The organism is Vibrio sp. CCB-PB317 (genome assembly GCF_022808245.1).
Lineage (GTDB): Bacteria > Pseudomonadota > Gammaproteobacteria > Enterobacterales > Vibrionaceae > Vibrio > Vibrio diabolicus.
In genome coordinates, this window is the sequence record NZ_JALGNU010000001.1 from 700,086 (window position 1) to 722,113 (window position 22,028).

Genomic DNA, 22,028 nt, shown 5'->3' on the forward strand with positions numbered 1-22,028 from the left:
TAAGAATCGATGAGTGAGTATAAAGATACCCTGAACTTACCTGAAACAGGGTTTCCAATGCGCGGCAATCTGGCCAATCGTGAGCCAGAAATGCTTAAGCGTTGGTACAAAGAAGATCTTTACGGTGAAATCCGTAAAGCTAAGAAAGGCAAAAAGTCATTCGTATTGCACGATGGCCCTCCTTACGCAAATGGTGACATTCATATTGGTCACGCACTAAACAAGATTCTTAAAGACATTATTATTAAATCCAAAACACTTTCAGGTTTTGACGCACCTTACATTCCTGGCTGGGACTGCCACGGTCTACCTATTGAATTAATGGTAGAGAAAAAAGTAGGCAAGCCAGGCCAAAAAGTGACGGCAGCAGAATTCCGCGAGAAATGTCGCGAATACGCTGCAGGTCAGGTTGAAGGTCAGAAAGAGAGCTTCAAACGTCTTGGTATCATGGGTGAGTGGGACAAACCATACCGCACCATGGATTTTGCAACTGAAGCAAACATTATTCGTGCTCTTGGTAAGATCGCAAGCAATGGTCACCTGCTAAAAGGTTTCAAACCTGTTCACTGGTGTACAGACTGTGGTTCTGCTCTTGCTGAAGCGGAAGTCGAATACAAAGATAAAGTATCGCCATCTATCGACGTTCGTTTTAAAGCGGCTGACGAAGCGGCACTGTTGTCTAAGTTTGAGCTGACTGAAGGTCATGAAGGCCAAGGTGACGTGTCTATCGTTATCTGGACAACAACACCTTGGACACTGCCAGCAAACCGCGCAGTATGTCTACGTGATGATCTAGAGTACGTACTTATCCAAACAGAAGGCGACAACGCTGAGCGTATCATCGTTGCTGCTGAGCTGGCGAAAGACGTAATGGACCGTGCTGGTATCGAGCACTTCCACAATCTTGGCTTTGCTAAAGGTGCGGATCTAGAGCTTTCTCAATTCCAACACCCATTCTACGATTTCACTGTACCTGCGATCCTTGGTGATCACGTTACGACTGATTCAGGTACTGGTGTTGTTCACACTGCACCGGGTCACGGTCAAGAAGACTTCGCGGTTGGTAACAAGTACAACCTAGAAGTAGCAAACCCAGTTGGCTCAAACGGTGTTTACCTACCAGATACAGAGCTATTTGCTGGTCAGCACGTATTTAAAGCGAACGATGCAGTAGTTGAAGTACTGAAAGAAAAAGGTGCACTACTACACCACCACGCTTACGAGCACAGCTACCCACACTGTTGGCGTCATAAGACTCCAATCATCTTCCGTGCTACACCTCAATGGTTCGTTTCTATGGACCAAGCTGGCCTACGTGCTAAAGCATTAGAGTCAATCAAGAACGTAGAGTGGATGCCTGAGTGGGGTCAAAGCCGCATCGAAGGCATGATCGAAGGTCGCCCTGAGTGGTGTATCTCTCGTCAACGTACTTGGGGTGTGCCAATTGCTCTGTTTGTTCATAAAGAAACAGCAGAACTTCATCCAAACACGCTAGAGTTGATCGAGAAAGTCGCTAAGCTGGTTGAAGAGAAAGGCATCCAAGCATGGTGGGATGTAGATGCCGCTGAACTACTCGGTGCTGACGCTGACCAATACGAAAAAGTACTAGATACGCTAGACGTATGGTTCGATTCAGGTGTCACTCACTTCTCCGTTGTTGATGCTCGTGAAGAGTACAACGGCAACAGTGCAGACCTATACCTAGAAGGTTCTGACCAACACCGTGGTTGGTTCCAGTCTTCTCTAATTTCTTCTATCGCGATGAAAGACGAAGCGCCTTACAAACAAGTACTGACACACGGTTTCGTGGTTGATGGTCAGGGTCGTAAGATGTCTAAATCTATCGGTAACGTGGTTGCGCCAAAAGACGTAACTAACAAGCTAGGTGCTGATATTCTTCGTCTATGGGTTGCTTCAACAGACTACACTGGTGAAGTTGCGGTTTCTGATGAAATCCTAAAACGTAGCGCAGATGCTTACCGTCGTATCCGTAACACAGCGCGTTTCTTCCTTGCTAACCTAAGCGGCTTCAACCCTGAAACAGACATCGTTCCTGTTGAAGAGATGGTTGCGCTAGATCGCTGGGCAGTTGGTCGTGCGCTAGCAGCACAAGAAGAGATTGTTAAAGCATACGAAGAGTACAACACACACGGTGTGACTCAGCGTCTAATGCAATTCTGTTCGATCGAAATGGGCTCTTTCTACCTAGACGTAATTAAAGACCGTCAGTACACAGCAAAACGTGGCGGCAACGCTCAACGTAGCTGTCAGACTGCGCTTTACTACATTGTTGAAGCGCTTGTTCGTTGGATGGCGCCTATCATGTCGTTCACTGCAGATGAAATTTGGAACGAAATGCCAGGCGAGCGCGACAAGTTCGTATTCACTGGTGAGTGGTTCGACGGTCTATTCGGCCTTGCTGAAGGTGAAGAGCTGAACAATGAATTCTGGGCTGAGATCCAAGCGGTTCGTGGTGCAGTAAACAAACTTCTAGAAGATGCGCGTAAAGAGAAAACCATCGGTGGTGCACTACAAGCTGAAGTGACTCTATTTGCTGATGACGCTTTAGCGGCGAAGATCAACAAACTTGAAGATGAACTGCGCTTTGTTCTACTAACCTCTGCGGCGACAGTTAAGCCTCTAGGTGAGAAGACTGATGCAGCACAAGCCACGGATATCGAAGGCTTGTTTGTTGAAGTAGCAGCAGCTGAAGGCGAGAAGTGTGATCGTTGTTGGCACCACACGCCAGACGTAGGCACAATTGAAGGTCACGAGAAAATCTGTGGTCGTTGTGTGTCTAACGTAGAAGGCGAAGGTGAAGTACGTAAATTCGCGTAATTGTCTAGAACGACTGAACTTTTTTTAAAATTAACAGCCCCAGTATTTACTGGGGCTGTTTGTAGGTAAAGTAATGAGTGAAAAAGCACTGTCTTTAAAGCAATCTGGTATTCGCTGGTTATGGTTAGCGGTGGTTATCTTTTTAGCTGATATTGGCATTAAGTATGTTGTAATGAACAACATGGGATATGGCTGGGCAAACCGCATAGAAATTTTGCCATTCTTTAATCTTTTGTACGTGCATAACTATGGTGCTGCTTTTAGCTTTTTGAGTGATCAAGCGGGCTGGCAACGTTGGTTATTTACAGGTATTGCTTTTATCGTTACAGGTCTTTTGACTTACTGGATGAGTAAACTACCAGCGAAAGAGAAATGGAATAATATTGCTTATGCCATGATTATTGGTGGCGCAGTAGGTAACGTATTCGACCGAGTAATACATGGGTTTGTCGTGGATTATTTGGACTTTTTCTGGGGTAATTATCACTGGCCAGCGTTCAACCTTGCAGACATGGCGATCTGTATTGGTGCCGCGATGATTATTCTTGACGGCTTTCGAAAGAAAGACGAGACGAAAGCCTAAGTAGTGGCAGTGTATATTGTGAAAAGTTGAATAACCCTAAGCGTCGCCCGTTGATTCGAGCGACGCTTTTTATTATGTTGGAGCGCCAATCAGCATATCAATGTATAAAAAGACCAAGCTGACAGCGTAATAACCCAAGAACAAGGAAGCAGTAACGTGACAACAATAACCAATGAATCTGTAGTAACCCTTCACTTTACGATTAAAATGAAAGATGGATCGGTTGCGGATAGTACTCATAACATGGGTAAACCAGCGAAATTTGTTATGGGTGATGGCAGCTTGAGTGAAAACTTTGAGCAGTGCTTAATAGGCTTAGAAACAGGCGCCCAAAAAGCGATTGAGCTAAAAGCAGAAGACGCGTTTGGCATGCCAAACCCAGACCATGTACACCATATGGATCGCACTAAGTTTGTAGGTGATGCAGAAGTAGAAGTGGGTACAATCATGGCGTTCAGTGGTCCTGATGGTATGGAAATCCCGGGCATTATTACAGAGATTGCTGGCGATTCAGTCACTGTGGACTTCAACCATCCTCTAGCGGGACAAGACGTGACTTTCGAAGTTGAAATTTTGTCAGTAGAATAGCGAACCCAATAAAGATAATTTCCATGAGCAATGAAATGAAAATCCTATTAGCTAACCCACGCGGCTTTTGTGCTGGTGTAGACCGTGCGATTAGCATCGTAGAGCGTGCGCTAGAGATGTATCAGCCACCGATTTATGTTCGTCATGAGGTGGTGCATAACCGTTTTGTGGTTGAAGGGCTAAAACAACGTGGCGCTGTCTTCGTTGAAGAGCTGCATGAAGTGCCAGACAACAACATTGTGATTTTTTCTGCTCATGGTGTATCGCAGGCGGTTCGTCAGGAAGCCAAGCAGCGAGACTTGACGGTATTTGACGCGACTTGCCCGTTGGTAACCAAAGTGCATATGGAAGTAGCGCGAGCAAGCCGCCGCAATATGGAAGTGGTTCTGATTGGTCACGCAGGTCACCCTGAAGTCGAAGGCACAATGGGGCAGTACGCGAGTGAAACCGGTGGTATGTACTTGGTTGAAACCCCGGCCGATGTTGAGAAACTGAAGTCGATCGTGAAAGATCCATCTGATCTTCATTACGTAAGCCAAACGACACTTTCTGTAGATGAAACTGCCGATGTTATCGAAGAGCTACGCCGCGTCTTCCCAGATATCCAAGGACCACGTAAAGACGATATCTGTTACGCGACACAAAATCGCCAAGATGCCGTACGTGAATTAGCGGGTGACGTAGATGTGATGGTTGTTGTGGGTTCAAAAAACTCATCAAACTCTACACGCCTTAAAGAGCTAGCTGAAAAGCTAGGGACACCAGGCTACTTAACTGACTGTCCGGAAGATATCAAACCTGAGTGGTTCGAAGGCAAAACAAAGGTCGGCGTGACTGCGGGGGCATCTGCTCCGGAAGAGCTCGTTAATCAGATTCTAGAGCGAATCAAAGAACTCGTCGGTGCCGAAGCGGTCGATGAAGTACTTGGTCGTGAAGAGAATATGTTCTTTGAAGTACCCAAAGAACTGCAAATCAAGCAAGTGGATTAATCTCCTTTTATCGAATATTCAAAAGGCGACCAGTGGGTCGCCTTTTTTACATCTCTCTCAGTTCATTTAGGTAATCACGAATTTGGTCTTTCCCTAAGCCATCGATAATCATATCGGACATCTTCGTGATTCTTCGCTCAAGCGACTGAGCAACCCTTTCGCAATGTGCGTACACCTCTTCATCAGAACCTTCAGTTGGAAAGGCATCGACTTGCCAGTTTACTCGAACGCCACCCGCAAGCCACTGAGGAGCTGCCTCTTGATGTAAAGAGTCACAGAGAATAATCACGATGTCAGGAAGAAACTGAGTTCGCTCTTCCCATGAGTGGGTGTGGATATGTGGAATGGGAAGTTGGTGGTCATCTAAATATTTTTGCACTACCGGGTGAACTGTGCCTGTGGGATGAGACCCACCGCTGGCGACACTAAAATCTGCTGGCAGGATATGGGTTGCGATCGACTCAGCGAGCACACTTCGTCCAGCATTGTGCTTACATATGAATAAAACTTTATACATCATCGCCTCGTCTTTTCGGAGCGTCTTATTTATACGCTAGCGGAAACTCAGCGGTGATGTGTGAACTTTTTGTGTTAGTGGCTAATGCCCAGCATCTCTTTGAGCACTTTAAGGTAGCGGCGGCTTACTGGTATCTCAAAGCCAGTTTTGGTGATGATTTCTGCTAATCCGTTTTCGAGTAATTTGATTTCGCTGATGGCCTTAATACTGACTAAGTATTGGCGATGACAGCGTACCAGTGGGGTTTTCTCTTCTAGCGTTTTTAATGTTAGTTGAGTGCTCGCGGCTTGGCTGGTGGAGCGTACATGCACGCCGCTGATGTCACTGTATGCACATTCTACCGTGTCGGTGGCCATGATGACGATACGGTTGTGCCCGATGCACGGAATCTGATCTAAAGTGTCGGGCGTAATAGCAGACAGTTGTTGAGTTAGGGCGGATTGACTAATGACTTTATTTAGCCGTTTGACCGTTTTGGTTAAACGGCATGGGTCGACAGGTTTGAGCAAGTAATCAAAGGCGTTGTCTTCAAACGCTTGAATTGCATACTGGTCGTAAGCCGTGACAAAAACCACATAAGGCATGGTTTCTGGATCAAGCATTCCAAGTAGTTCAATCCCAGTAACTTGAGGCATTTGGATATCGAGAAACACCACATCAGGTTTGAGCTCATTGATTTTTTTTAGACCAAGGATCGCGTTTGAGGCATTGCCCACCACTTCAACTTGGCCTGTTTCATCCAATAACTCTGTCAGCTCTTCACGAGCAAACTGTTCATCATCAATGACGAGTGCGGTTAACATCCAACATTACCTTTATTGCTTCAGAGTGCTTTTATGATTTTGGGGGAATGATAAAGCTCATTTTAGTAAATTGATGTGGCTCGCACGTAATTTTTAGCGATGCATCACGCCCAAATTGATTAGTGAGACGTTTGTCGACAATTTCTAAACCTAGCCCGGAGTGGTTTTCTTTTGGCGGTTCAAAACTGCCTGCATTGTCTTCGACAGTAATCAAATGACCTTGTGGGTGGGCTTCGCTGTATATATGAACTTTACCACCTTCAAGCATGTTTGAAATGCCGTGCTTAATGGCATTCTCAACCAAAGGCTGGAGTGTAAAGCTTGGCAATTTGATGTCCAGCAATTCAGGCTGAATATCGATTTCAACCTCTAAGCGGTCCGTAAAACGAGCTTTCTCGATGCTCAAGTACGAGTTCACATGCGCTAGCTCTTCTTTTAGCGTCACGGTATTAATGTTTTGCTTTAAATTGCTACGGAAAAAGTGCGATAAATTTTGGATCAACTCACGTGCTTTATCAGGATCACGACGAGTAATCGCACTAATGGTATTGAGTGCATTAAACAAAAAGTGTGGATTCACCTGAGCGTGAAGCAGTTTGATTTCTGCTTGAGCGAGTAAGGCTTGTTGTTGTTGGTAGTCGCCATACAAGATTTGGCTAGAGAGAAGCTGCGCTATCCCTTCCGCCATTGACATGTTGGCCGTAGAGAACAATTTACGCTTCGGTTCATAGAGCTTAATGGTACCAATGACCTCTTTTCCCGCACGCAGTGGGATGATCAGCGCGGAGCCAAGTTTGCAGTCTTTTGCGATGGAACATTGGTATGGACGTTCTGCGCCATCAAGATAAATGATGTCGTTTTTCTCCATGGAGTCTAATGTGCTTTGCGATGAAATCGGCGTGTTCGGTTTATGGTGATCATCGCCAATGCCCACAAACGCCAAGATTTTTTCTTGGTCGGTAATCGCGACAGCGCCCACTTTGGTTTCTTCATAAATAATACGCGCGATTTTCTCAGCGTTTTCGGTGTTGAAGCCGTTGCTTAGAATTCCCACTGAGCGATCAGCAATGGTGAGTGCTCGACGCGAAAACGTCGCAGAAAACTTTTCAAAGATCGCTTTTCTGTCTTGCAGGATACTCATGAACAATGCCGCACCAAATGAGTTCGCGATGATCATCGGTGCTGCAATGGCAGACACCAGTTCATAGGCTTGATCAAAAGGTTTAGCGACGGCGAGCAGCAAAATCATTTGCACCACTTCTGCAACAAACGTGACGCTGAATACGACGCTTGGATTAAACAGCAATGCGCCTTTATTTCGCTTGATAAGGTAAACGTGGAGCAAGCCACCAATTACACCCTCGGCGGTGGTTGAAATTGCGCAGGCGAGGTCAGTAAAGCCACCAAGAGAGTATCGATGGATGCCACCAGTAAATCCGACGGCGAAACCCACCACTGGGCCACCAAACAGCCCGCCCATGACCGCGCCGATCGCACGAGTATTGGCAATAGCGTCGTTGATATGCAGACCGAAATAGGTGCCGAGAATACAAAAGCCAGAGAAAAGTACGTAACAAATTAGGCGGTGGCTTAAGCGCGAAGAAATACTCAGCAAAGGTAAGATGATTGGCGTTTTACTTAGCATGTAAGCCAAAACTAAGTACACACACATCTGTTGTAAAAGGGAGATGACCAGTTCCATAGTGAACCTAACCTAGAATCAATGTTGTTATTGTATACCTAAGTAACCTTAAGATGCTTGGCTCAGAGAGATAAGAACAGCTAAGTAAATGATGCTGCGCTGTGCTTTCTGAATCTTAAAGTGACTTGGGTATAAAACAAAAAGAGCCTGCAATTGGCAGGCTCTTATCTTAGTCACTCGGATGTGACGAGTATTACGCTGTTTCTGATACGGCTTGTGGTTTCTCTTCGTCAGCCAGTTCAGTTTCACCTTTACCCTTAGAGGTTTTGATAACGTAACCAGTCACAGCTAGGGCAAACACAATACCGACGATAGTTGATAGTTGCATTGGCAGGCCAAAACCTAGCGAGCTGTTGTTTAAGATGAACGTGACACATACCGTGGTCATGAAGATAGCAGGGATAGTGGTAATCCAGTGCAGCTTGTTGTGACGTAGTAGGTAAGCGGACGCAGTCCAAAGCATCATTACTGCTGTTGTTTGGTTAGCAAAACCGAAGTAGCGCCAGATAATGCCGAAGTCTACTTGAGTTAAGATACCGCCGATAACGAACAGTGGAAGTGCCATCAGTAGGCGGTTACGTAGCGTCTTTTGTTCCATGTTGAAGTATTCAGCAAGGATCAGACGGCTTGAACGGAATGCTGTATCGCCAGACGTAATTGGTAGGATAACCACACCTAGGAACGCAAGGATACCACCGAACACACCAAGCAGACCAAATGATGCGCTGTATACCACGTTACCAGGACCACCGTTTTTCACAGCTTCTGATAGTGCGTCTAGAGAGCCGAAGAAAGACAGAGCGATAGCACACCAGATTAGCGCGATAACACCTTCACCAATCATTGCTCCGTAGAAAACGAAACGACCGTTTTTCTCGTTTTCCATACAACGCGCCATCAGTGGAGACTGAGTCGCGTGGAAGCCAGAGATCGCGCCACATGCGATAGTGATGAACAGTGCTGGCCATAGTGGCATATCATTTGGGTTAAGGTTCGAGAACATGTCTGAAACTTGGAAGTCACCCATTACTGTATGTTCGCTAGAAAACGCAACGGCTGTCATTAGACCAACAGACATAAAGATAAGTAGAGCGCCAAACAGTGGGTAGAAGCGGCCAATGATTTTATCGACAGGAACAATCGTCGCAATGATGTAGTAAGCGAAGATAGCGATAACCATTGTAGTCATGCTTACGCTCAAGCTTGTTTGATCATTGATGAGGTTAGTAATCATGCCTGCAGGAGCAGAAACGAACACTACGCCAACAAGAAGCAGTAGGACAATGGCAAAAATATTCATAAAGTGTTTTGCGCCATTACCTAGGTAGCGACCTGTGATAGTAGGTACAGATGCGCCGCCGTTACGCACTGAAAGCATGCCAGAGAAGTAATCGTGTACTGCGCCAGCAAAAATACAACCGACAACAATCCAAAGCATTGCCGCTGGACCGTATAGTGCACCCATGATTGGGCCGAAAATTGGACCAACACCAGCGATGTTAAGTAGCTGAACTAGATAAACTTTCTTTGTTGACATTGGAACGAAGTCAACACCGTCCGATTTGGTGTGAGCAGGCGTTTGGCGTTTTTCATTGATGCCGAAAATCTTCTCGACGAAAGCGCCGTAGATGAAGTATCCGCCGATTAGGGCTGCGACACAGGTTAGAAACCACATCATAGCAATTGTCCTTGGTCTTAGTTGGGTAGGGTAATTTTTTAATCTCAGGATGCATGTTATGCGTCACTTGTGTTAAATGCATTCGGTTAGTAGATGAGTGGTCGAATAGAGCACTGAGTGGTCGATATACTGCTTGAGCGGTTTTTAAAATTGGCGAACGGTTGATTGCAGTAGTGAGCGGTTGATTCGAGGCGTCAGTGGCTTAATCTGCAAGCTAAGCGGCAAACGCCAATAATTAGTGGTAAGCTTATTTTTGAAAACAATTACTTAAGGAAGAACCATGAAAAAGGCAACGTTAGGTTTGGCGCTGGCTTTACTTGCAGGATGCGCTGCAACGACTGAAGATCTTGCCGAGTCAGGAGATTGGCATCAGATCGGATATCAAGATGGTGTAGCCGGACATACATCACGCACGATGAGCGAGCTGCGTGAGTTGGGTAGCGTTAAGCAAAGTGATTACGACCAAGGTTATTTAGAGGGGCTACGTGAATACTGCAACCCTGCTTTTGCGTATCAAATGGGGCTATCTGGTCAGTATTATGAAGGGGTTTGTGAGGGTACTGAGCAAGCACAAAAATTCCGTATGGAATGGCAGCGTGGCTGGAATGAGTACTCAAATTAATAGTCAATAAAGCCGTTGTGATACCGTCCGCAAAACATAATTGTGGCAAAATTCCCATTATTAAACTATGTTCATATTGCTTAATAGTGAGTACAGAAAAAAGGAATCACATTATGTCAACGCAAATGGCTGGTGGCTGGAGTCCATTTAATGAACTCAAAGCAGAGGATAAAGAAGTATTTGCTAAAGGTATCGAGGGGGTTGTCGGCGTCAAATATTCCCCTTTGGTTGTGGCTACTCAAGTCGTAGCCGGACAAAACTATGCGTTTTTCTGTAATGCAGAAGTTGTCTACCCTGGAGCACAACCATACCCAGCAATGGTTCATATGTTCAGCGACCTTGAAGGTAAAGTCGGTATTACTCACATTGAACGATTGAACTACTAAATTAAGCCATAAAAGGCGCCTGACTTTTAAATAAGTGAGGCGCTTTATTGATTAAGATTGATTCGCTTGATCGATCACGACTTTTCTTAAATATCCTTGTTTGGCTTTCAGTTGCTCAGTCGCGCTTTCTTTATCCAGCCCGGTTAAAATCATCAAAATAGCTAACTTGGCGTCGTAGTCTGTTTCTTTGAGCGCAGTTTTAGCCTCTTGGTTAGTACAATCTGTTGCTTGCATAACAATACGAGCCGCTCTTGCAACTAGCTTTGCATTTGTCGCTTTCACATCTACCATCAAGTTCTGATAACTTTTGCCTAGGCGAATCATGCTTGCAGTAGTGAGCATGTTCAGGACGAGCTTTTGCGCCGTCCCTGATTTTAAGCGAGTGGATCCCGTTAACGCTTCAGGTCCAACAACGGGGCTGATCGCAATATCGGCAATATCTGCAATCGGAGAGTCAGGGTTACAAGATAGTGCTACAGTGGTGGCACCAAGTTCGTTCGCATACTCTAAGCCACCAATCACGTACGGTGTCCGTCCACTTGCCGCAATACCAACGACGACATCGCGTTGTGTTAGCGCATTCTCTTTAAGATCTTGCTCGCCTAGTGCAGGGTCGTCCTCTGCCCCCTCTTTCGCGCGGAACATTGCCTCTTTTCCACCCGCAATAATACCAACGACCATCTCTGGATCCGTGCCAAAAGTTGGTGGGCATTCTGAAGCGTCCAAGACGCCGAGCCGACCACTGGTGCCCGCACCGATGTAAAACAACCGACCTCCGATCTTAAATGCTTCCGTGATCTTATCAACGGCTTGAGCGATCTCTGGTAGCACTTTCTCGACCGCAATTGGGACAAGTTTATCTTGTTGGTTTAAACGCTGCACAATATCGAATGAAGGAAGAAGATCGATATCCATTGTTTCAGGATTTCGACCTTCAGAGACAAGGTGAGAAAGAGCCGCAATAAGCGCGTCATTTGTCATAGTAATTTAAGCCTTCGTGATTAATTTTTTGAATAGAGTACACCCAGTGAAGCGAGACGACTTGCCCCTGTGACTTCCGGTAAATTGCTAGGGAGGCTATGAATATAGCGCTGCGCAAGCCAAGCAAATGCCATGGCTTCCATGTAGTCACCATCAACGCCTTTTTCTGCCGTTGTCGCAACGTGCCATTGTGGCAATAACTTAGTCAATCGCTGCATTAAAAGTGGGTTTCTTGCTCCACCGCCACAGACCAATAGTTGAGGCGTGATGCCATGAGAAAACTTGTCGACTTCGTTGGCAATGGTAATCGCAGAATATTCGCAGAGTGTACGCTGTACGTCTTCGGTTGGTAAATTGTAATGAGCCAGTTGCTGATGCAGCCAGTCAATATTGAACAGTTCTCGCCCGGTACTTTTAGGTGCTGGCATGGCGAGGTAAGCTTCTTTAAGTAATTGAGTCAACAAAGTAGCGTTTACCGTTCCTTTCAGTGCAAATTGTGCATCTTTGTCGAAGCTTTGCCCAGTGTGCAGCGCACACCACGCGTCCATCAACATGTTGCCCGGACCAGTGTCATAGCCAATGACTGGTTGCTCGGGATGCAGTACAGAGATGTTGGCTATGCCACCGATGTTCAGCACCACGGTAGTGGAATCTTGCATGGCAAAGATACTTTTATGAAAAGCGGGAACCAGTGGTGCACCTTGACCACCTAGCGCCATATCTTTACGTCGAAAATCTGCAACCGTATCAATCCCTGTTTTCACTGCGATGATGTTGGCATCACCCAACTGAGTGGTAAAGGGTAACTCTCCAGTAGGTTGGTGGAATACCGTTTGACCGTGATTACCAATCGCACGAATTTGTTCCTCGACGTAACCAGACTTATTGAGCAGTTGTAAAACGGCGTCAGCGAAGAGGTGGCCAAGTTGGTGATCCAATTCACCTATGGCTTTTAAATTTGTGGCTTGACCGGTACAAACAGATAACAGCATTTCTTTCAGTGCAGTTGGCATTGGGTAATCGTCGTGCGCAACCAGACGAACGTGCTCATCACTTATTTCAACCAGAGCGGTATCAACGCCGTCCATACTCGTTCCAGACATCACACCAATGTACAGTTCGTTAAATTTCATAGCCGATCTCGTCAATTCTTCCTTCACTTATTGTAAAGCAAATCTGAAGCGAATAACCTCATCGAATACGAGATATTCAACCGATTTTGAGGAGAAAACATGGGACCGTTATGGGTTGACGTCGCGGGTTATGAACTGACCGCTGAAGACAAAGAAATTCTGGAACATCCTACGGTTGGTGGCTTAATTCTATTTGCTCGCAACTATCATGATAGTGAACAGCTTCAAGCACTTACTCAATCAATCCGCAAGGCTGCCAAGCGCCCGATTTTGATCGGTGTGGATCAAGAAGGGGGGCGAGTACAACGCTTCCGTGAAGGTTTCTCGTTGATCCCTGCAGCCGAAGAATACGCCAAACATCAAAATGGCGAAGAGCTAGCACGTATGGGCGGTTGGCTAATGGCAGCGGAGTTGATAGCACACGACATTGATTTAAGCTTTGCACCCGTGCTCGATAAAGGTCATCAATGTAAAGCGATCGGTAACCGAGCATTTGGCGAAGATGCCGATACCATTCTTCGATTTAGCACCGCTTACATGCAGGGCATGAAGAGTGTTGGAATGGCAACAACAGGCAAACACTTCCCGGGTCACGGTGGTGTGATTGCTGACTCACACTTAGAAACGCCATACGACAAGCGCAGCGACATTTTTGAACAAGACATGGCTATCTTTAAAGCGCAAATTGATGCCGGTATTTTAGATGCCATGATGCCTGCTCACGTGATTTTTCCGAACTACGACTCTCAGCCTGCGAGTGGTTCAGAATACTGGTTGAAACAAGTTTTGCGACAGCAACTCGGTTTTAAAGGCTTGGTTTTCTCCGATGATCTGACGATGGAAGGCGCTGCAATCATGGGTAGTCCTGCCGAGCGTGGGGTTCAAGCCTTGAAAGCCGGTTGCGATATGCTATTGATGTGTAATAAGCGTGAAGCACACATTGAGGTGTTGGATAACTTGCCAGTATCAACAGTGCCACTGGCGGATGCGTTACTGAAAAAACAGTCGTTTTCTCTAAGCGATCTCAAGTTATCTCAAGAGTGGAAAGCGGCGAGTGAAGCGATGAAACGCTTGACCAGCTAAACCTCTTGTAAACGATTCAAAACACCGATTAGAAGCCAAAGTTAATTATACTTTGGCTTTTTATTTGACTGTAAATAATAATTTACATCAAATGTTTTTTATTGTGTACGCTTGTTTTTCTTTTTTAGCCTGTTATCTTGTCGTTAAAGCTTAGTTGTCTCACCAAGGATTTGGTTGGGTGTAAAAATAAATATACAGGTTAGAGTTATGCAGAAAAGTGAGTTGAGCAATATTAATATTAGCGAAGAGCAGGTTCTTATTACCCCAGAGGAGCTAAAAACCAAGCTTCCTTTGAGTGAAAAAGCGCGCCGCTTTATTCAAGAGTCTCGCCAAACTATCGCTAATATTATTCATAAAAAGGATCATCGCCTGCTGGTTGTATGTGGTCCATGTTCTATCCACGACGTGGAAGCGGCGAAGGATTACGCAAAACGTCTTAAAGCGCTCTCTGAACAACTAAGTGACCAACTGTATATTGTTATGCGTGTTTACTTTGAAAAACCACGCACCACGGTCGGCTGGAAAGGGCTGATTAACGATCCGCACCTCGATGGCAGCTTCGATATTGAACATGGTCTGCATGTTGGACGCGAACTGCTAGTGGAATTGGCAGAGATGGAAATCCCGCTCGCGACTGAAGCTCTGGACCCAATTAGCCCACAATACTTGGCGGATACTTTTAGTTGGGCTGCGATCGGCGCACGTACTACAGAGTCACAAACTCACCGTGAAATGGCAAGTGGCCTGTCTATGCCAATCGGTTTTAAAAATGGCACGGATGGCAGTTTGGCAACCGCAATCAATGCGATGCAAGCTGCGTCTTCTAGCCACCGTTTTATGGGAATTAACCGTGAGGGACAAGTAGCGCTATTGACCACTCAGGGTAATGCTAATGGGCATGTGATCTTACGTGGCGGCAAGCAAACTAACTACGACTCAGTGTCAGTTACTGAGTGTGAGCAAGAAATGGCGAAATCTGGCCTTGATGCATCATTAATGGTGGATTGTAGTCACGCTAACTCACGTAAAGATTACCGTCGCCAGCCATTAGTCGCAGAAGATGTTATTCACCAAATCCGTGAAGGTAATAAGTCCATTATCGGCCTTATGATTGAAAGCCATATCAATGAAGGAAATCAATCTTCTGACTTAGCTCTTGAAGAGATGAAATACGGTGTATCTATCACTGACGCATGTATCAATTGGGATTCAACTGAGGCACTATTACGTCATGCACATGAAGAGCTAGTGCCTTTCTTAGAAAATCGTCTAAAGGCTAATTAATACAGGATTTAAGGAACATCAATGGCAGTTGAACTTAACGCATTACGCGATCAGATTGATGCAGTCGACAAGCAAATGTTGGAGCTATTAGCTCAGCGTTTGGCGCTCGTAGAGAAAGTTGGGGAAGTAAAAAGCGAACATGGTTTGCCTATTTATGCCCCTGATCGTGAAGCGGCGATGCTGGCTTCTCGCCGAGCAGAAGCTGAGAAAATGGGAATTCCTCCACAGCTTATTGAAGATATTCTGCGTCGTACCATGCGTGAGTCTTATGCCAGTGAAAAAGACTCCGGTTTTAAGTGTTTGAACCCTGAATTACGCTCAGTGGTCATTATTGGTGGTAATGGCCAGTTAGGCGGCCTGTTTGGACGTATGTTCAAGCTATCTGGTTATCAAGTCAAAGTGCTTGGTAGCAAAGACTGGGATCGTGCGGATGACATCCTAAAAGATGCGGGCCTGGTGGTGGTTACTGTGCCAATTCACCTAACAGAAGGTGTGATTGAAAAGCTAGGTAATCTGCCACAAGACTGCATTCTGTGTGACCTGACTTCTATCAAATCTAAGCCACTGCAAGCAATGTTGAATGTGCACCAAGGACCGGTGGTTGGTTTGCACCCAATGTTTGGCCCAGATGTTCCGAGCCTTGCCAAGCAGGTTATTGTGTACTGTGATGGCCGTGGAAATGATCAATACCAATGGTTGCTGCAACAGTTTGGTATTTGGGGCGCGAGCTTGTGTCAGATTGATGCGCAAGAGCACGATCATGGCATGACGTTAATCCAAGCGCTGCGTCACTTTACCTCATTTGCTTACGGCATGCATCTAAGCAAAGAGAACCCGAACATTGAGCAACTGTTAAAGTTGAGCTCACCAATCTACCGCCTAGAGTTGGCGATGGTAGGGCGTCTGTTTGGTCAGGATCCAAACCTCTACGGTGACATTATTCTCTCATCGCAAGAAAACATCGACATGATTAAGCGATTCCACCAACGCTTCGGTGAAGCACTTGCGATTTTGGATAGCAACGATAAAGCCAAATTTGTCGAAAGCTTTGAGCAGGTGAGTGAGTGGTTTGGTGATTATTCACAACAATTTATGAATGAGAGCCAAAACTTACTCAAACAGGCGAATGATAATATTCATCGCGGTTAATCGCGGGTTATCTATCAGTGTGGAGCCCGAAACGAAAAGAGCAGCTTACGCTGCTCTTTTTTTGTCGAGAGATAAATCAGTTAGTCGCAGTATTGCTGGTATCTTCACTTGATACTGTATTGATACTGGTGTCGCGATAGGGGGAGTTGGTTAAATTGACTTGCAGACGCACGACATTATCAATCAATTGAACTAAAGGGCCCCATTTCACTTTTTTCTCTTTTTCAAATACATAATTGAAGTTTTCTGGCGTCCACTCCATCAAGTATTGAGGGTTGAGTGCTCGCCCGAGAAAGCGTACCTCGTAATGCAGGTGCGGGCCAGTGGAATTACCTGAACTACCACATTGAGCAATCACATCGCCTTTACTGACAAATTGGCCGCTTTTCACTTTAAAGCGTTGTAAGTGAGCAAAGGAGCTCATAAAACCAAATGAGTGACGAATAGTGACATAGTTGCCATAGCCACGATTACTCGGGCGAACGGTTTCCACCACTCCGTCTGCAGGTGCGAGGATTTCTTCTCCTCGTTTACAGGTAAGATCGATACCAGTATGAACGTGTCGTTTACCTGAAATAGGATTAATGCGACTGCCGTAGGAAGAAGAAATACGTTGGTATGTCACTGGGCTATCATTTGGAATCAAACGAAACATGGTTGCTCGAACTGCGGAATCGATAGCTGCTGCATCAATTCGCTCTTCTAACGCCATGTTGTTTTCATCGATCATCAGCTCTTCGTCAGCGAGACCTAGAACCGATTCGACGTCGAATACCCGTTTTCCTAATAGCTGAATTTGATTGTTCTTATCGGTCAATGACTGAGAAAGCGAGTGGTTGGTATCAAGCTGCTCTTCATAAAGCGCGGTGATTTCGGCCTTTTCACTTTCTAGTTTGGCGATGGTTTGTGTTAGTTCGTCTTTATTGTGTATCTGCTGTTGATTGAGATACCACGCGCCACCAACGACGGCGGGTAATGCCAATACCGAAGCAAATACTGCTAGGACCGAACTGCGGCCCAAATAGAACTGCTGATCGCCGTCTTTCGTCGGGATCTGCATGATGATTTTTTTAGACATAGTTATTGTTACTTAAATAGGCGTTCATTTATTTTTCTCCTAAATCAGAGAGATGTTCTAACTCTCGGTTCAGAAGGTCGTTATTGCCTACATTCAATTCTATAAATCGTTTTAGTTGGCTAATGCTCTCGATGTCTATCTTGATGATCTTTAACCTAATCTCACACTTAGAAACATCCACAATTTGCGCTTTTAACGTAATCACTTGTTCGGATTGATCAAATGAAAAAGTAACATGGGTTGGAAGGGCTGGATCCAAAGCCTCAGTCTCTTCCACTTTCATGAGTAAACCATGTAAGGAAAGATCTTGAATCCTAGCTTCAATTGCCAAGTCACGTTGTTCTACCTTCGCTGGCGCTTGATGGAGAATGCGTGAAAAGCGTCGTCTCTCTGCCATGTGCATTTTCTCGTCATGTCTTCAAACAGAATTGAATAGTATATCAATGCGAACAAAAAATGTTCGATTGCTGTTTGAAAAGTGTCGAGGTCGCTACAGAGTGACGTAAGTGCAATGTCATGTTCTTAACGAACGAGACGGGCTAATGAGCTCTTTTTTATAACAAAGAAAACAAAGGCCACTATGATAGCGGCCTTTGTACAAATTACAAACAAACTTTGCGGGTTGCGATTACTTCGCAATACGCTTGTATTTGATGCGGTGTGGTTCTGCGGCTTCAGGGCCCAACGTTTTCTTCAACCAGTCCATGTACTCGGTGTAGTTACCTTCGTAGAAGTTAACTTGGCCTTCGTCACGGTAGTCAATGATGTGGGTCGCGATACGGTCAAGGAACCAACGGTCGTGCGAGATAACCAATGCACAACCAGGGAACTCTAGTAGTGCTTCTTCTAGAGCACGCAGTGTTTCCACGTCAAGGTCGTTGGTCGGTTCGTCGAGTAGTAACACGTTACCGCCCGCTTTAAGCAGTTTCGCAAGGTGGACACGGTTACGCTCACCACCTGATAGCTCACCAATGATTTTTTGTTGGTCGCTGCCTTTAAAGTTAAAGCGTGAACAGTATGCGCGAGCTGGGATTTCGAAGTTGTTGATCTTAATGATATCAGCGCCTTCAGAAATCTCTTGGAATACGGTTTTAGAATCGTCCATGCTGTCACGGAACTGATCGACCGATGCTAGTTTTACTGTATCACCCATTTCAATTGTGCCTGAATCTGGTTGTTCAGTACCACTTAACATCTTGAATAGGGTCGATTTACCTGCGCCGTTCGCACCGATGATACCAACAATCGCACCTTTAGGGATGCTGAATGATAGGTCATCAATGAGAACACGGCCGTCAAATGACTTCGTTAGGTTCTTCACTTCAATAACTTTATCACCTAGACGCTCACCTGGTGGGATAAACAGTTCATTGGTTTCGTTACGTTTTTGATGATCAGAGCTTTGCAGTTCTTCAAAGCGTGCCATACGTGCTTTTGATTTCGCTTGACGACCTTTAGGGTTTTTACGTACCCACTCAAGTTCTTTCTCGATGGTTTTTTGACGAGCACTTTCTTGAGATGCTTCTTGTTGTAGACGAGCGTCTTTTTGCTCCAACCATGAGGTGTAGTTACCTTCCCATGGGATACCTTCACCACGGTCAAGCTCTAAGATCCAACCCGCGGCGTTATCTAGGAAGTAACGGTCGTGGGTGATAGCGACTACAGTACCTGTGTAATCCACTAAGAAGCGCTCTAGCCAAGCGACAGATTCTGCATCTAGGTGGTTGGTAGGCTCATCAAGCAGCAGCATGTCTGGCTTAGAAAGTAGCAGGCGACAAATAGCGACACGGCGGCGTTCACCACCTGATAGGTGCGCAATTTTTTGGTCCCATTCAGGTAAACGAAGTGCGTTTGCAGCTCGCTCAAGTGCGTTTTCTAGGTTGTGACCATCTTTCGCTTGGATCAGAGCTTCAAGTTCGCCTTGCTCTTTTGCAAGTGCGTCGAAGTCTGCATCTGGTTCTGCGTAAGCCGCATAGACCGCATCCAAACGTTTCAGTGCGTCAGCAACGTCAGCAACCGCTTCTTCAACAACTTCACGAACGGTTTTTGATTCGTCTAATACTGGCTCCTGGGGTAGGTAGCCTACGTTTAGACCAGGTTGTGGACGCGCTTCACCGTCGATATCCGTGTCGATACCTGCCATGATACGTAGCAGTGTGGATTTACCTGCACCGTTCAGACCTAAAACACCGATTTTCGCACCAGGGAAGAAGCTCAGAGAGATGTCTTTAAGAATTTGACGCTTAGGTGGCACAATCTTGCTCACCCGCGACATGGTATATACGTATTCAGCCATTGCCGATCGTTCCTAAATTAACTGTCATTCAAACCCATCATTTTATACCAAGTGCTTTGTTTTTGTTACCGCATTGCAAGAATTTCCCTTTCGAATGGATTTCTTATTTTGAGCTGACCGGAAACTTACACGGTTAGGGTATACACTTTTGTTATTCGTTATAAATGACGAAGTGCTTTCTGCACAAGTTAGGAACTCCTTGTCTCCATCGTCTTAAAAGTTTCACGAGTACAATTTTTAATACACTAAGTTGCTTTACATGGACATCTGCATTCTGTGTAAATAGATGCATGTGTGAAAATTGCCTTAACATCACATGAACGCTAACAAAACGAGGCTTTGGGGCAGTATATGTCTGGGGAAAATGACACAAATGAGATTCAACGTATCTGAATTGGCTAAAAACGTATGCTGCGCCGCCGCGCTGTGTGCGATGAGTTTGAGTGCTAATGCCGCGCTGAGCTTGGAAAAGCAGCGTGAAGTTTATGAGCAAGCTCAAGATTTATTAGATAAAAATGACATCGACGGATACCTTTCGATCCGTCCTAAAATTTCTGACTATCCACTGACGCCTTATGTGGACTACCGAACGTTTATTAGACAGTTACCGGAAAAATCGCCACAGCAGGTGAACGAATTTATTTCGGAGCACGAGTCGTTTCCTTTTTCTCGTCGTGTGCGCGCTCCATACCTCAACCATCTTTATAAGCAAAAAGATTGGAAAACCATTACTGAGTTTCAAAAAGTCATTCCAAGTGGCGAGCGTTACCAATGTATTTTCTACGTGGCTCAGTTAGAGCAAGGTAAGACAGTCGCTGCGTTTAAAGGGGCTGAGCATATGTGGTTGCGTGGCAGAAGTATTGCCGATGAGTGCGATCCATTATTCGCAGCATGGGACAAGGTAGGTGAACGTACTGATGAATTAATTCTCCAGCGTATGCTACTGGCGTTTGATGCTCGTAATGGCAGTTTGATGAGTTATTTACTTAAACTGCCTAAATCCTCGCAGGCAAGGCAACAAGCGAAAGAAATGAAGGCGTTGTTTGATAACCCTTCAAGTGTTGCGGAGTTCGCGAAGAAAAAACCGGCTAATGATTTTAATCGAGCGCAAAGCGAATATGCGTTGGAAAAGCTAGCTCGCATGAATACCAGTCAAGCGCAGAGTGCGTATGATGCCGTCATTAAAGGGCAGAAGTTTTCTCCAGAAAAGGCGCAAGCCCTGGCTGACTATATCGCATTTCGATTGACCCGTACGGAGTCTGAGTCACTAGCGAAGTGGCGCGATGATAAAACGAAAACCAGCCAGTACTTACCGCTCATTGAAACTCGCATTCGCTTAGCGATTCAGAACGCGGATTGGAAGGGCGTACAAGAGTGGATTGCCGTTCTCAATAAAGAAGAGCAAGCGTCGCTTCGCTGGCAATACTGGCTTGGACGAAGTGAAATTGCGTTAGGTGATGACATCGCAGGGAAACAGCGTTTAGCGACTTTGGTCGGGCAGCGAAACTTCTATAGTGTGGCAGCCGCCAATGCGATTGGACAATCAATCAAATACCCTACGCATACGGTTAAGTTTGATAAGCGAGTGGTTCAACCCTATCAAGATTCGTTAGCTCGTATTGAAGAGTTAATCGCGACGGATAAAATCGCAGCAGCGAAAAGTGAATGGGCACATTTATTGCGCCGCGTAGGGAAAGATGAAAAGGCGATGTTGGCGGCTTATGCGTCTTCTAAGCGTTGGCATAACCTAACGGTGACCGCGAGTATTCAAGCGCAGATGTGGGATAATATCGAACTGAGGTTCCCGATTGCACATCGCTGGTGGTTTAACTTTTATGCAAAAAAACACAACATAGATCCCGTTACGATGATGTCCCTGGCTCGACAGGAAAGTGCGTTGGATGTCGAAGCCCGTTCTCCAGTTGGTGCTCGTGGTCTTATGCAGATCATGCCCGCTACAGCAAAGTACACAGCACGTAAATATAAGTTGAGTTATCAAGGTACGCAGGACCTCTACAATGTGGGCAAAAATATCGAAATTGGTAGCCATTATTTGCAAGGCTTATTAGAGGATTACGATAATAATCGTATTTTTGCTCTTGCTGCTTATAATGCAGGTCCTAACAGAGTAAAAACGTGGCGAGAGCGTACCCAAGGAAAAGTGGATGCTTATGCCTTTATTGAGGCAATTCCATTTAGAGAGACACGCGGTTATGTACAAAACATCCTGATGTTTGAAACATATTACCGTGATCTTTTGGGTATCGATGGCGCGTTCTTGAATCAACATGAGATCAATACCAAGTATTGAGTGAGGT

Annotated in this window: 19 protein-coding genes; 10 read left to right on the plus strand and 9 right to left on the minus strand. The window is 45.5% G+C overall.

Features of this window, described 5'->3' with window-relative positions; genetic code table 11:
- Positions 1–9: 9 nt before the first annotated feature.
- The 4 genes from ileS to ispH all read left to right on the plus strand — a co-directional run bounded on the left by ileS (position 10) and on the right by ispH (position 4,998).
- A complete protein-coding gene (gene ileS / locus MTR11_RS03285; protein WP_243327011.1) occupies positions 10–2,838 on the plus strand; it encodes an isoleucine--tRNA ligase in 2,829 nt (942 codons plus the stop codon).
- Between the two features lie 73 nt (positions 2,839–2,911).
- Positions 2,912–3,421: a signal peptidase II gene (gene lspA, locus MTR11_RS03290; protein ID WP_243327012.1), complete on the plus strand. Its 510-nt coding sequence runs from the start codon at positions 2,912–2,914 to the stop codon at positions 3,419–3,421.
- A gap of 156 nt (positions 3,422–3,577) precedes the next feature.
- A complete protein-coding gene (gene fkpB, locus MTR11_RS03295) occupies positions 3,578–4,009 on the plus strand; it encodes an FKBP-type peptidyl-prolyl cis-trans isomerase (protein WP_012842130.1) in 432 nt (143 codons plus the stop codon).
- A gap of 23 nt (positions 4,010–4,032) precedes the next feature.
- Positions 4,033–4,998 (plus strand): 4-hydroxy-3-methylbut-2-enyl diphosphate reductase, encoded by a 966-nt coding sequence (ispH, locus tag MTR11_RS03300; protein ID WP_047009110.1) that lies wholly within the window; start codon positions 4,033–4,035, stop codon positions 4,996–4,998.
- 46 nt (positions 4,999–5,044) lie between these two features.
- Here the strand turns inward: ispH and MTR11_RS03305 are convergent, their stop codons facing one another.
- The 4 genes from MTR11_RS03305 to MTR11_RS03320 all read right to left on the minus strand — a co-directional run bounded on the left by MTR11_RS03305 (position 5,045) and on the right by MTR11_RS03320 (position 9,698).
- Positions 5,045–5,518, minus strand: a complete 474-nt coding sequence (locus tag MTR11_RS03305; RefSeq protein WP_193447659.1) for a low molecular weight phosphatase family protein — start codon at positions 5,516–5,518, stop codon at positions 5,045–5,047.
- A 71-nt stretch (positions 5,519–5,589) separates the two neighbouring features.
- A complete protein-coding gene (gene btsR, locus MTR11_RS03310; RefSeq protein ID WP_006743107.1) occupies positions 5,590–6,318 on the minus strand; it encodes a two-component system response regulator BtsR in 729 nt (242 codons plus the stop codon).
- 31 nt (positions 6,319–6,349) lie between these two features.
- Positions 6,350–8,020 (minus strand): sensor histidine kinase, encoded by a 1,671-nt coding sequence (locus tag MTR11_RS03315; RefSeq protein ID WP_046873944.1) that lies wholly within the window; start codon positions 8,018–8,020, stop codon positions 6,350–6,352.
- A 193-nt stretch (positions 8,021–8,213) separates the two neighbouring features.
- A complete protein-coding gene (locus tag MTR11_RS03320) occupies positions 8,214–9,698 on the minus strand; it encodes a carbon starvation protein A (RefSeq protein ID WP_005381914.1) in 1,485 nt (494 codons plus the stop codon).
- Positions 9,699–9,978: 280 nt separating this feature from the next.
- Between MTR11_RS03320 and MTR11_RS03325 the strand changes: the two genes are divergently transcribed.
- Together MTR11_RS03325 and MTR11_RS03330 are read left to right on the plus strand one after the other, a co-directional pair.
- On the plus strand, positions 9,979–10,320 hold the full coding sequence (locus MTR11_RS03325; RefSeq protein ID WP_243327013.1) for a DUF2799 domain-containing protein: 342 nt from the start codon (positions 9,979–9,981) through the stop codon (positions 10,318–10,320).
- Between the two features lie 113 nt (positions 10,321–10,433).
- Entirely contained in the window at positions 10,434–10,706 is a 273-nt protein-coding gene (locus tag MTR11_RS03330) for a hypothetical protein (protein ID WP_243327014.1), read from the plus strand.
- A 51-nt stretch (positions 10,707–10,757) separates the two neighbouring features.
- On the opposite strand, the gene murQ is transcribed toward MTR11_RS03330, so the two are convergent.
- Positions 10,758–11,687, minus strand: a complete 930-nt coding sequence (gene murQ / locus MTR11_RS03335) for an N-acetylmuramic acid 6-phosphate etherase (RefSeq protein ID WP_193447661.1) — start codon at positions 11,685–11,687, stop codon at positions 10,758–10,760.
- Positions 11,688–11,707: 20 nt separating this feature from the next.
- Positions 11,708–12,820 carry an anhydro-N-acetylmuramic acid kinase gene (locus MTR11_RS03340; protein WP_243327015.1) on the minus strand — a complete coding sequence of 371 codons (1,113 nt, stop codon included), beginning with the start codon at positions 12,818–12,820 and terminating at the stop codon, positions 11,708–11,710.
- Positions 12,821–12,919: 99 nt separating this feature from the next.
- Between MTR11_RS03340 and nagZ the strand changes: the two genes are divergently transcribed.
- From nagZ to tyrA, 3 genes are all read left to right on the plus strand, one after another.
- Positions 12,920–13,903 carry a beta-N-acetylhexosaminidase gene (gene nagZ, locus MTR11_RS03345; RefSeq protein ID WP_243327016.1) on the plus strand — a complete coding sequence of 328 codons (984 nt, stop codon included), beginning with the start codon at positions 12,920–12,922 and terminating at the stop codon, positions 13,901–13,903.
- A 207-nt stretch (positions 13,904–14,110) separates the two neighbouring features.
- The gene (locus MTR11_RS03350; protein ID WP_005397501.1) at positions 14,111–15,187 is read left to right on the plus strand and encodes a 3-deoxy-7-phosphoheptulonate synthase; all 1,077 of its coding nucleotides are present in this window, start codon (positions 14,111–14,113) and stop codon (positions 15,185–15,187) included.
- Positions 15,188–15,208: 21 nt separating this feature from the next.
- Positions 15,209–16,336, plus strand: a complete 1,128-nt coding sequence (gene tyrA, locus MTR11_RS03355) for a bifunctional chorismate mutase/prephenate dehydrogenase (RefSeq protein ID WP_225461799.1) — start codon at positions 15,209–15,211, stop codon at positions 16,334–16,336.
- Between the two features lie 76 nt (positions 16,337–16,412).
- Here tyrA and MTR11_RS03360 read toward each other — a convergent pair whose 3' ends face one another.
- The 3 genes from MTR11_RS03360 to ettA form a co-directional block, all read right to left on the minus strand.
- On the minus strand, positions 16,413–17,414 hold the full coding sequence (locus tag MTR11_RS03360; protein ID WP_005397491.1) for a M23 family metallopeptidase: 1,002 nt from the start codon (positions 17,412–17,414) through the stop codon (positions 16,413–16,415).
- Between the two features lie 28 nt (positions 17,415–17,442).
- Positions 17,443–17,811 carry a PilZ domain-containing protein gene (locus tag MTR11_RS03365; RefSeq protein WP_053808612.1) on the minus strand — a complete coding sequence of 123 codons (369 nt, stop codon included), beginning with the start codon at positions 17,809–17,811 and terminating at the stop codon, positions 17,443–17,445.
- A 231-nt stretch (positions 17,812–18,042) separates the two neighbouring features.
- Entirely contained in the window at positions 18,043–19,710 is a 1,668-nt protein-coding gene (ettA, locus tag MTR11_RS03370) for an energy-dependent translational throttle protein EttA (RefSeq protein WP_243327017.1), read from the minus strand.
- Between the two features lie 364 nt (positions 19,711–20,074).
- Here ettA and sltY point away from each other — a divergent pair, with 364 nt between their 5' ends.
- Positions 20,075–22,021: a murein transglycosylase gene (sltY, locus tag MTR11_RS03375; protein ID WP_413777591.1), complete on the plus strand. Its 1,947-nt coding sequence runs from the start codon at positions 20,075–20,077 to the stop codon at positions 22,019–22,021.
- The last annotated feature ends 7 nt before the right edge of the window (positions 22,022–22,028 follow it).

Coding starts and splice junctions, on each gene's coding strand:
- MTR11_RS03320 (WP_005381914.1), bottom strand. CDS start 9,698: ATGATGTGGTTTCTAACCTGTGTCGCAGCCCTAATCGGCGGATACTTC.
- sltY (WP_413777591.1), top strand. CDS start 20,075: ATGACACAAATGAGATTCAACGTATCTGAATTGGCTAAAAACGTATGC.
- MTR11_RS03330 (WP_243327014.1), top strand. CDS start 10,434: ATGTCAACGCAAATGGCTGGTGGCTGGAGTCCATTTAATGAACTCAAA.
- btsR (WP_006743107.1), bottom strand. CDS start 6,318: ATGTTAACCGCACTCGTCATTGATGATGAACAGTTTGCTCGTGAAGAG.
- ispH (WP_047009110.1), top strand. CDS start 4,033: ATGAGCAATGAAATGAAAATCCTATTAGCTAACCCACGCGGCTTTTGT.
- ileS (WP_243327011.1), top strand. CDS start 10: ATGAGTGAGTATAAAGATACCCTGAACTTACCTGAAACAGGGTTTCCA.
- tyrA (WP_225461799.1), top strand. CDS start 15,209: ATGGCAGTTGAACTTAACGCATTACGCGATCAGATTGATGCAGTCGAC.
- lspA (WP_243327012.1), top strand. CDS start 2,912: ATGAGTGAAAAAGCACTGTCTTTAAAGCAATCTGGTATTCGCTGGTTA.
- MTR11_RS03315 (WP_046873944.1), bottom strand. CDS start 8,020: ATGGAACTGGTCATCTCCCTTTTACAACAGATGTGTGTGTACTTAGTT.
- MTR11_RS03340 (WP_243327015.1), bottom strand. CDS start 12,820: ATGAAATTTAACGAACTGTACATTGGTGTGATGTCTGGAACGAGTATG.
- MTR11_RS03325 (WP_243327013.1), top strand. CDS start 9,979: ATGAAAAAGGCAACGTTAGGTTTGGCGCTGGCTTTACTTGCAGGATGC.
- MTR11_RS03360 (WP_005397491.1), bottom strand. CDS start 17,414: ATGTCTAAAAAAATCATCATGCAGATCCCGACGAAAGACGGCGATCAG.
- MTR11_RS03350 (WP_005397501.1), top strand. CDS start 14,111: ATGCAGAAAAGTGAGTTGAGCAATATTAATATTAGCGAAGAGCAGGTT.
- nagZ (WP_243327016.1), top strand. CDS start 12,920: ATGGGACCGTTATGGGTTGACGTCGCGGGTTATGAACTGACCGCTGAA.
- murQ (WP_193447661.1), bottom strand. CDS start 11,687: ATGACAAATGACGCGCTTATTGCGGCTCTTTCTCACCTTGTCTCTGAA.
- MTR11_RS03305 (WP_193447659.1), bottom strand. CDS start 5,518: ATGATGTATAAAGTTTTATTCATATGTAAGCACAATGCTGGACGAAGT.
- ettA (WP_243327017.1), bottom strand. CDS start 19,710: ATGGCTGAATACGTATATACCATGTCGCGGGTGAGCAAGATTGTGCCA.
- MTR11_RS03365 (WP_053808612.1), bottom strand. CDS start 17,811: ATGGCAGAGAGACGACGCTTTTCACGCATTCTCCATCAAGCGCCAGCG.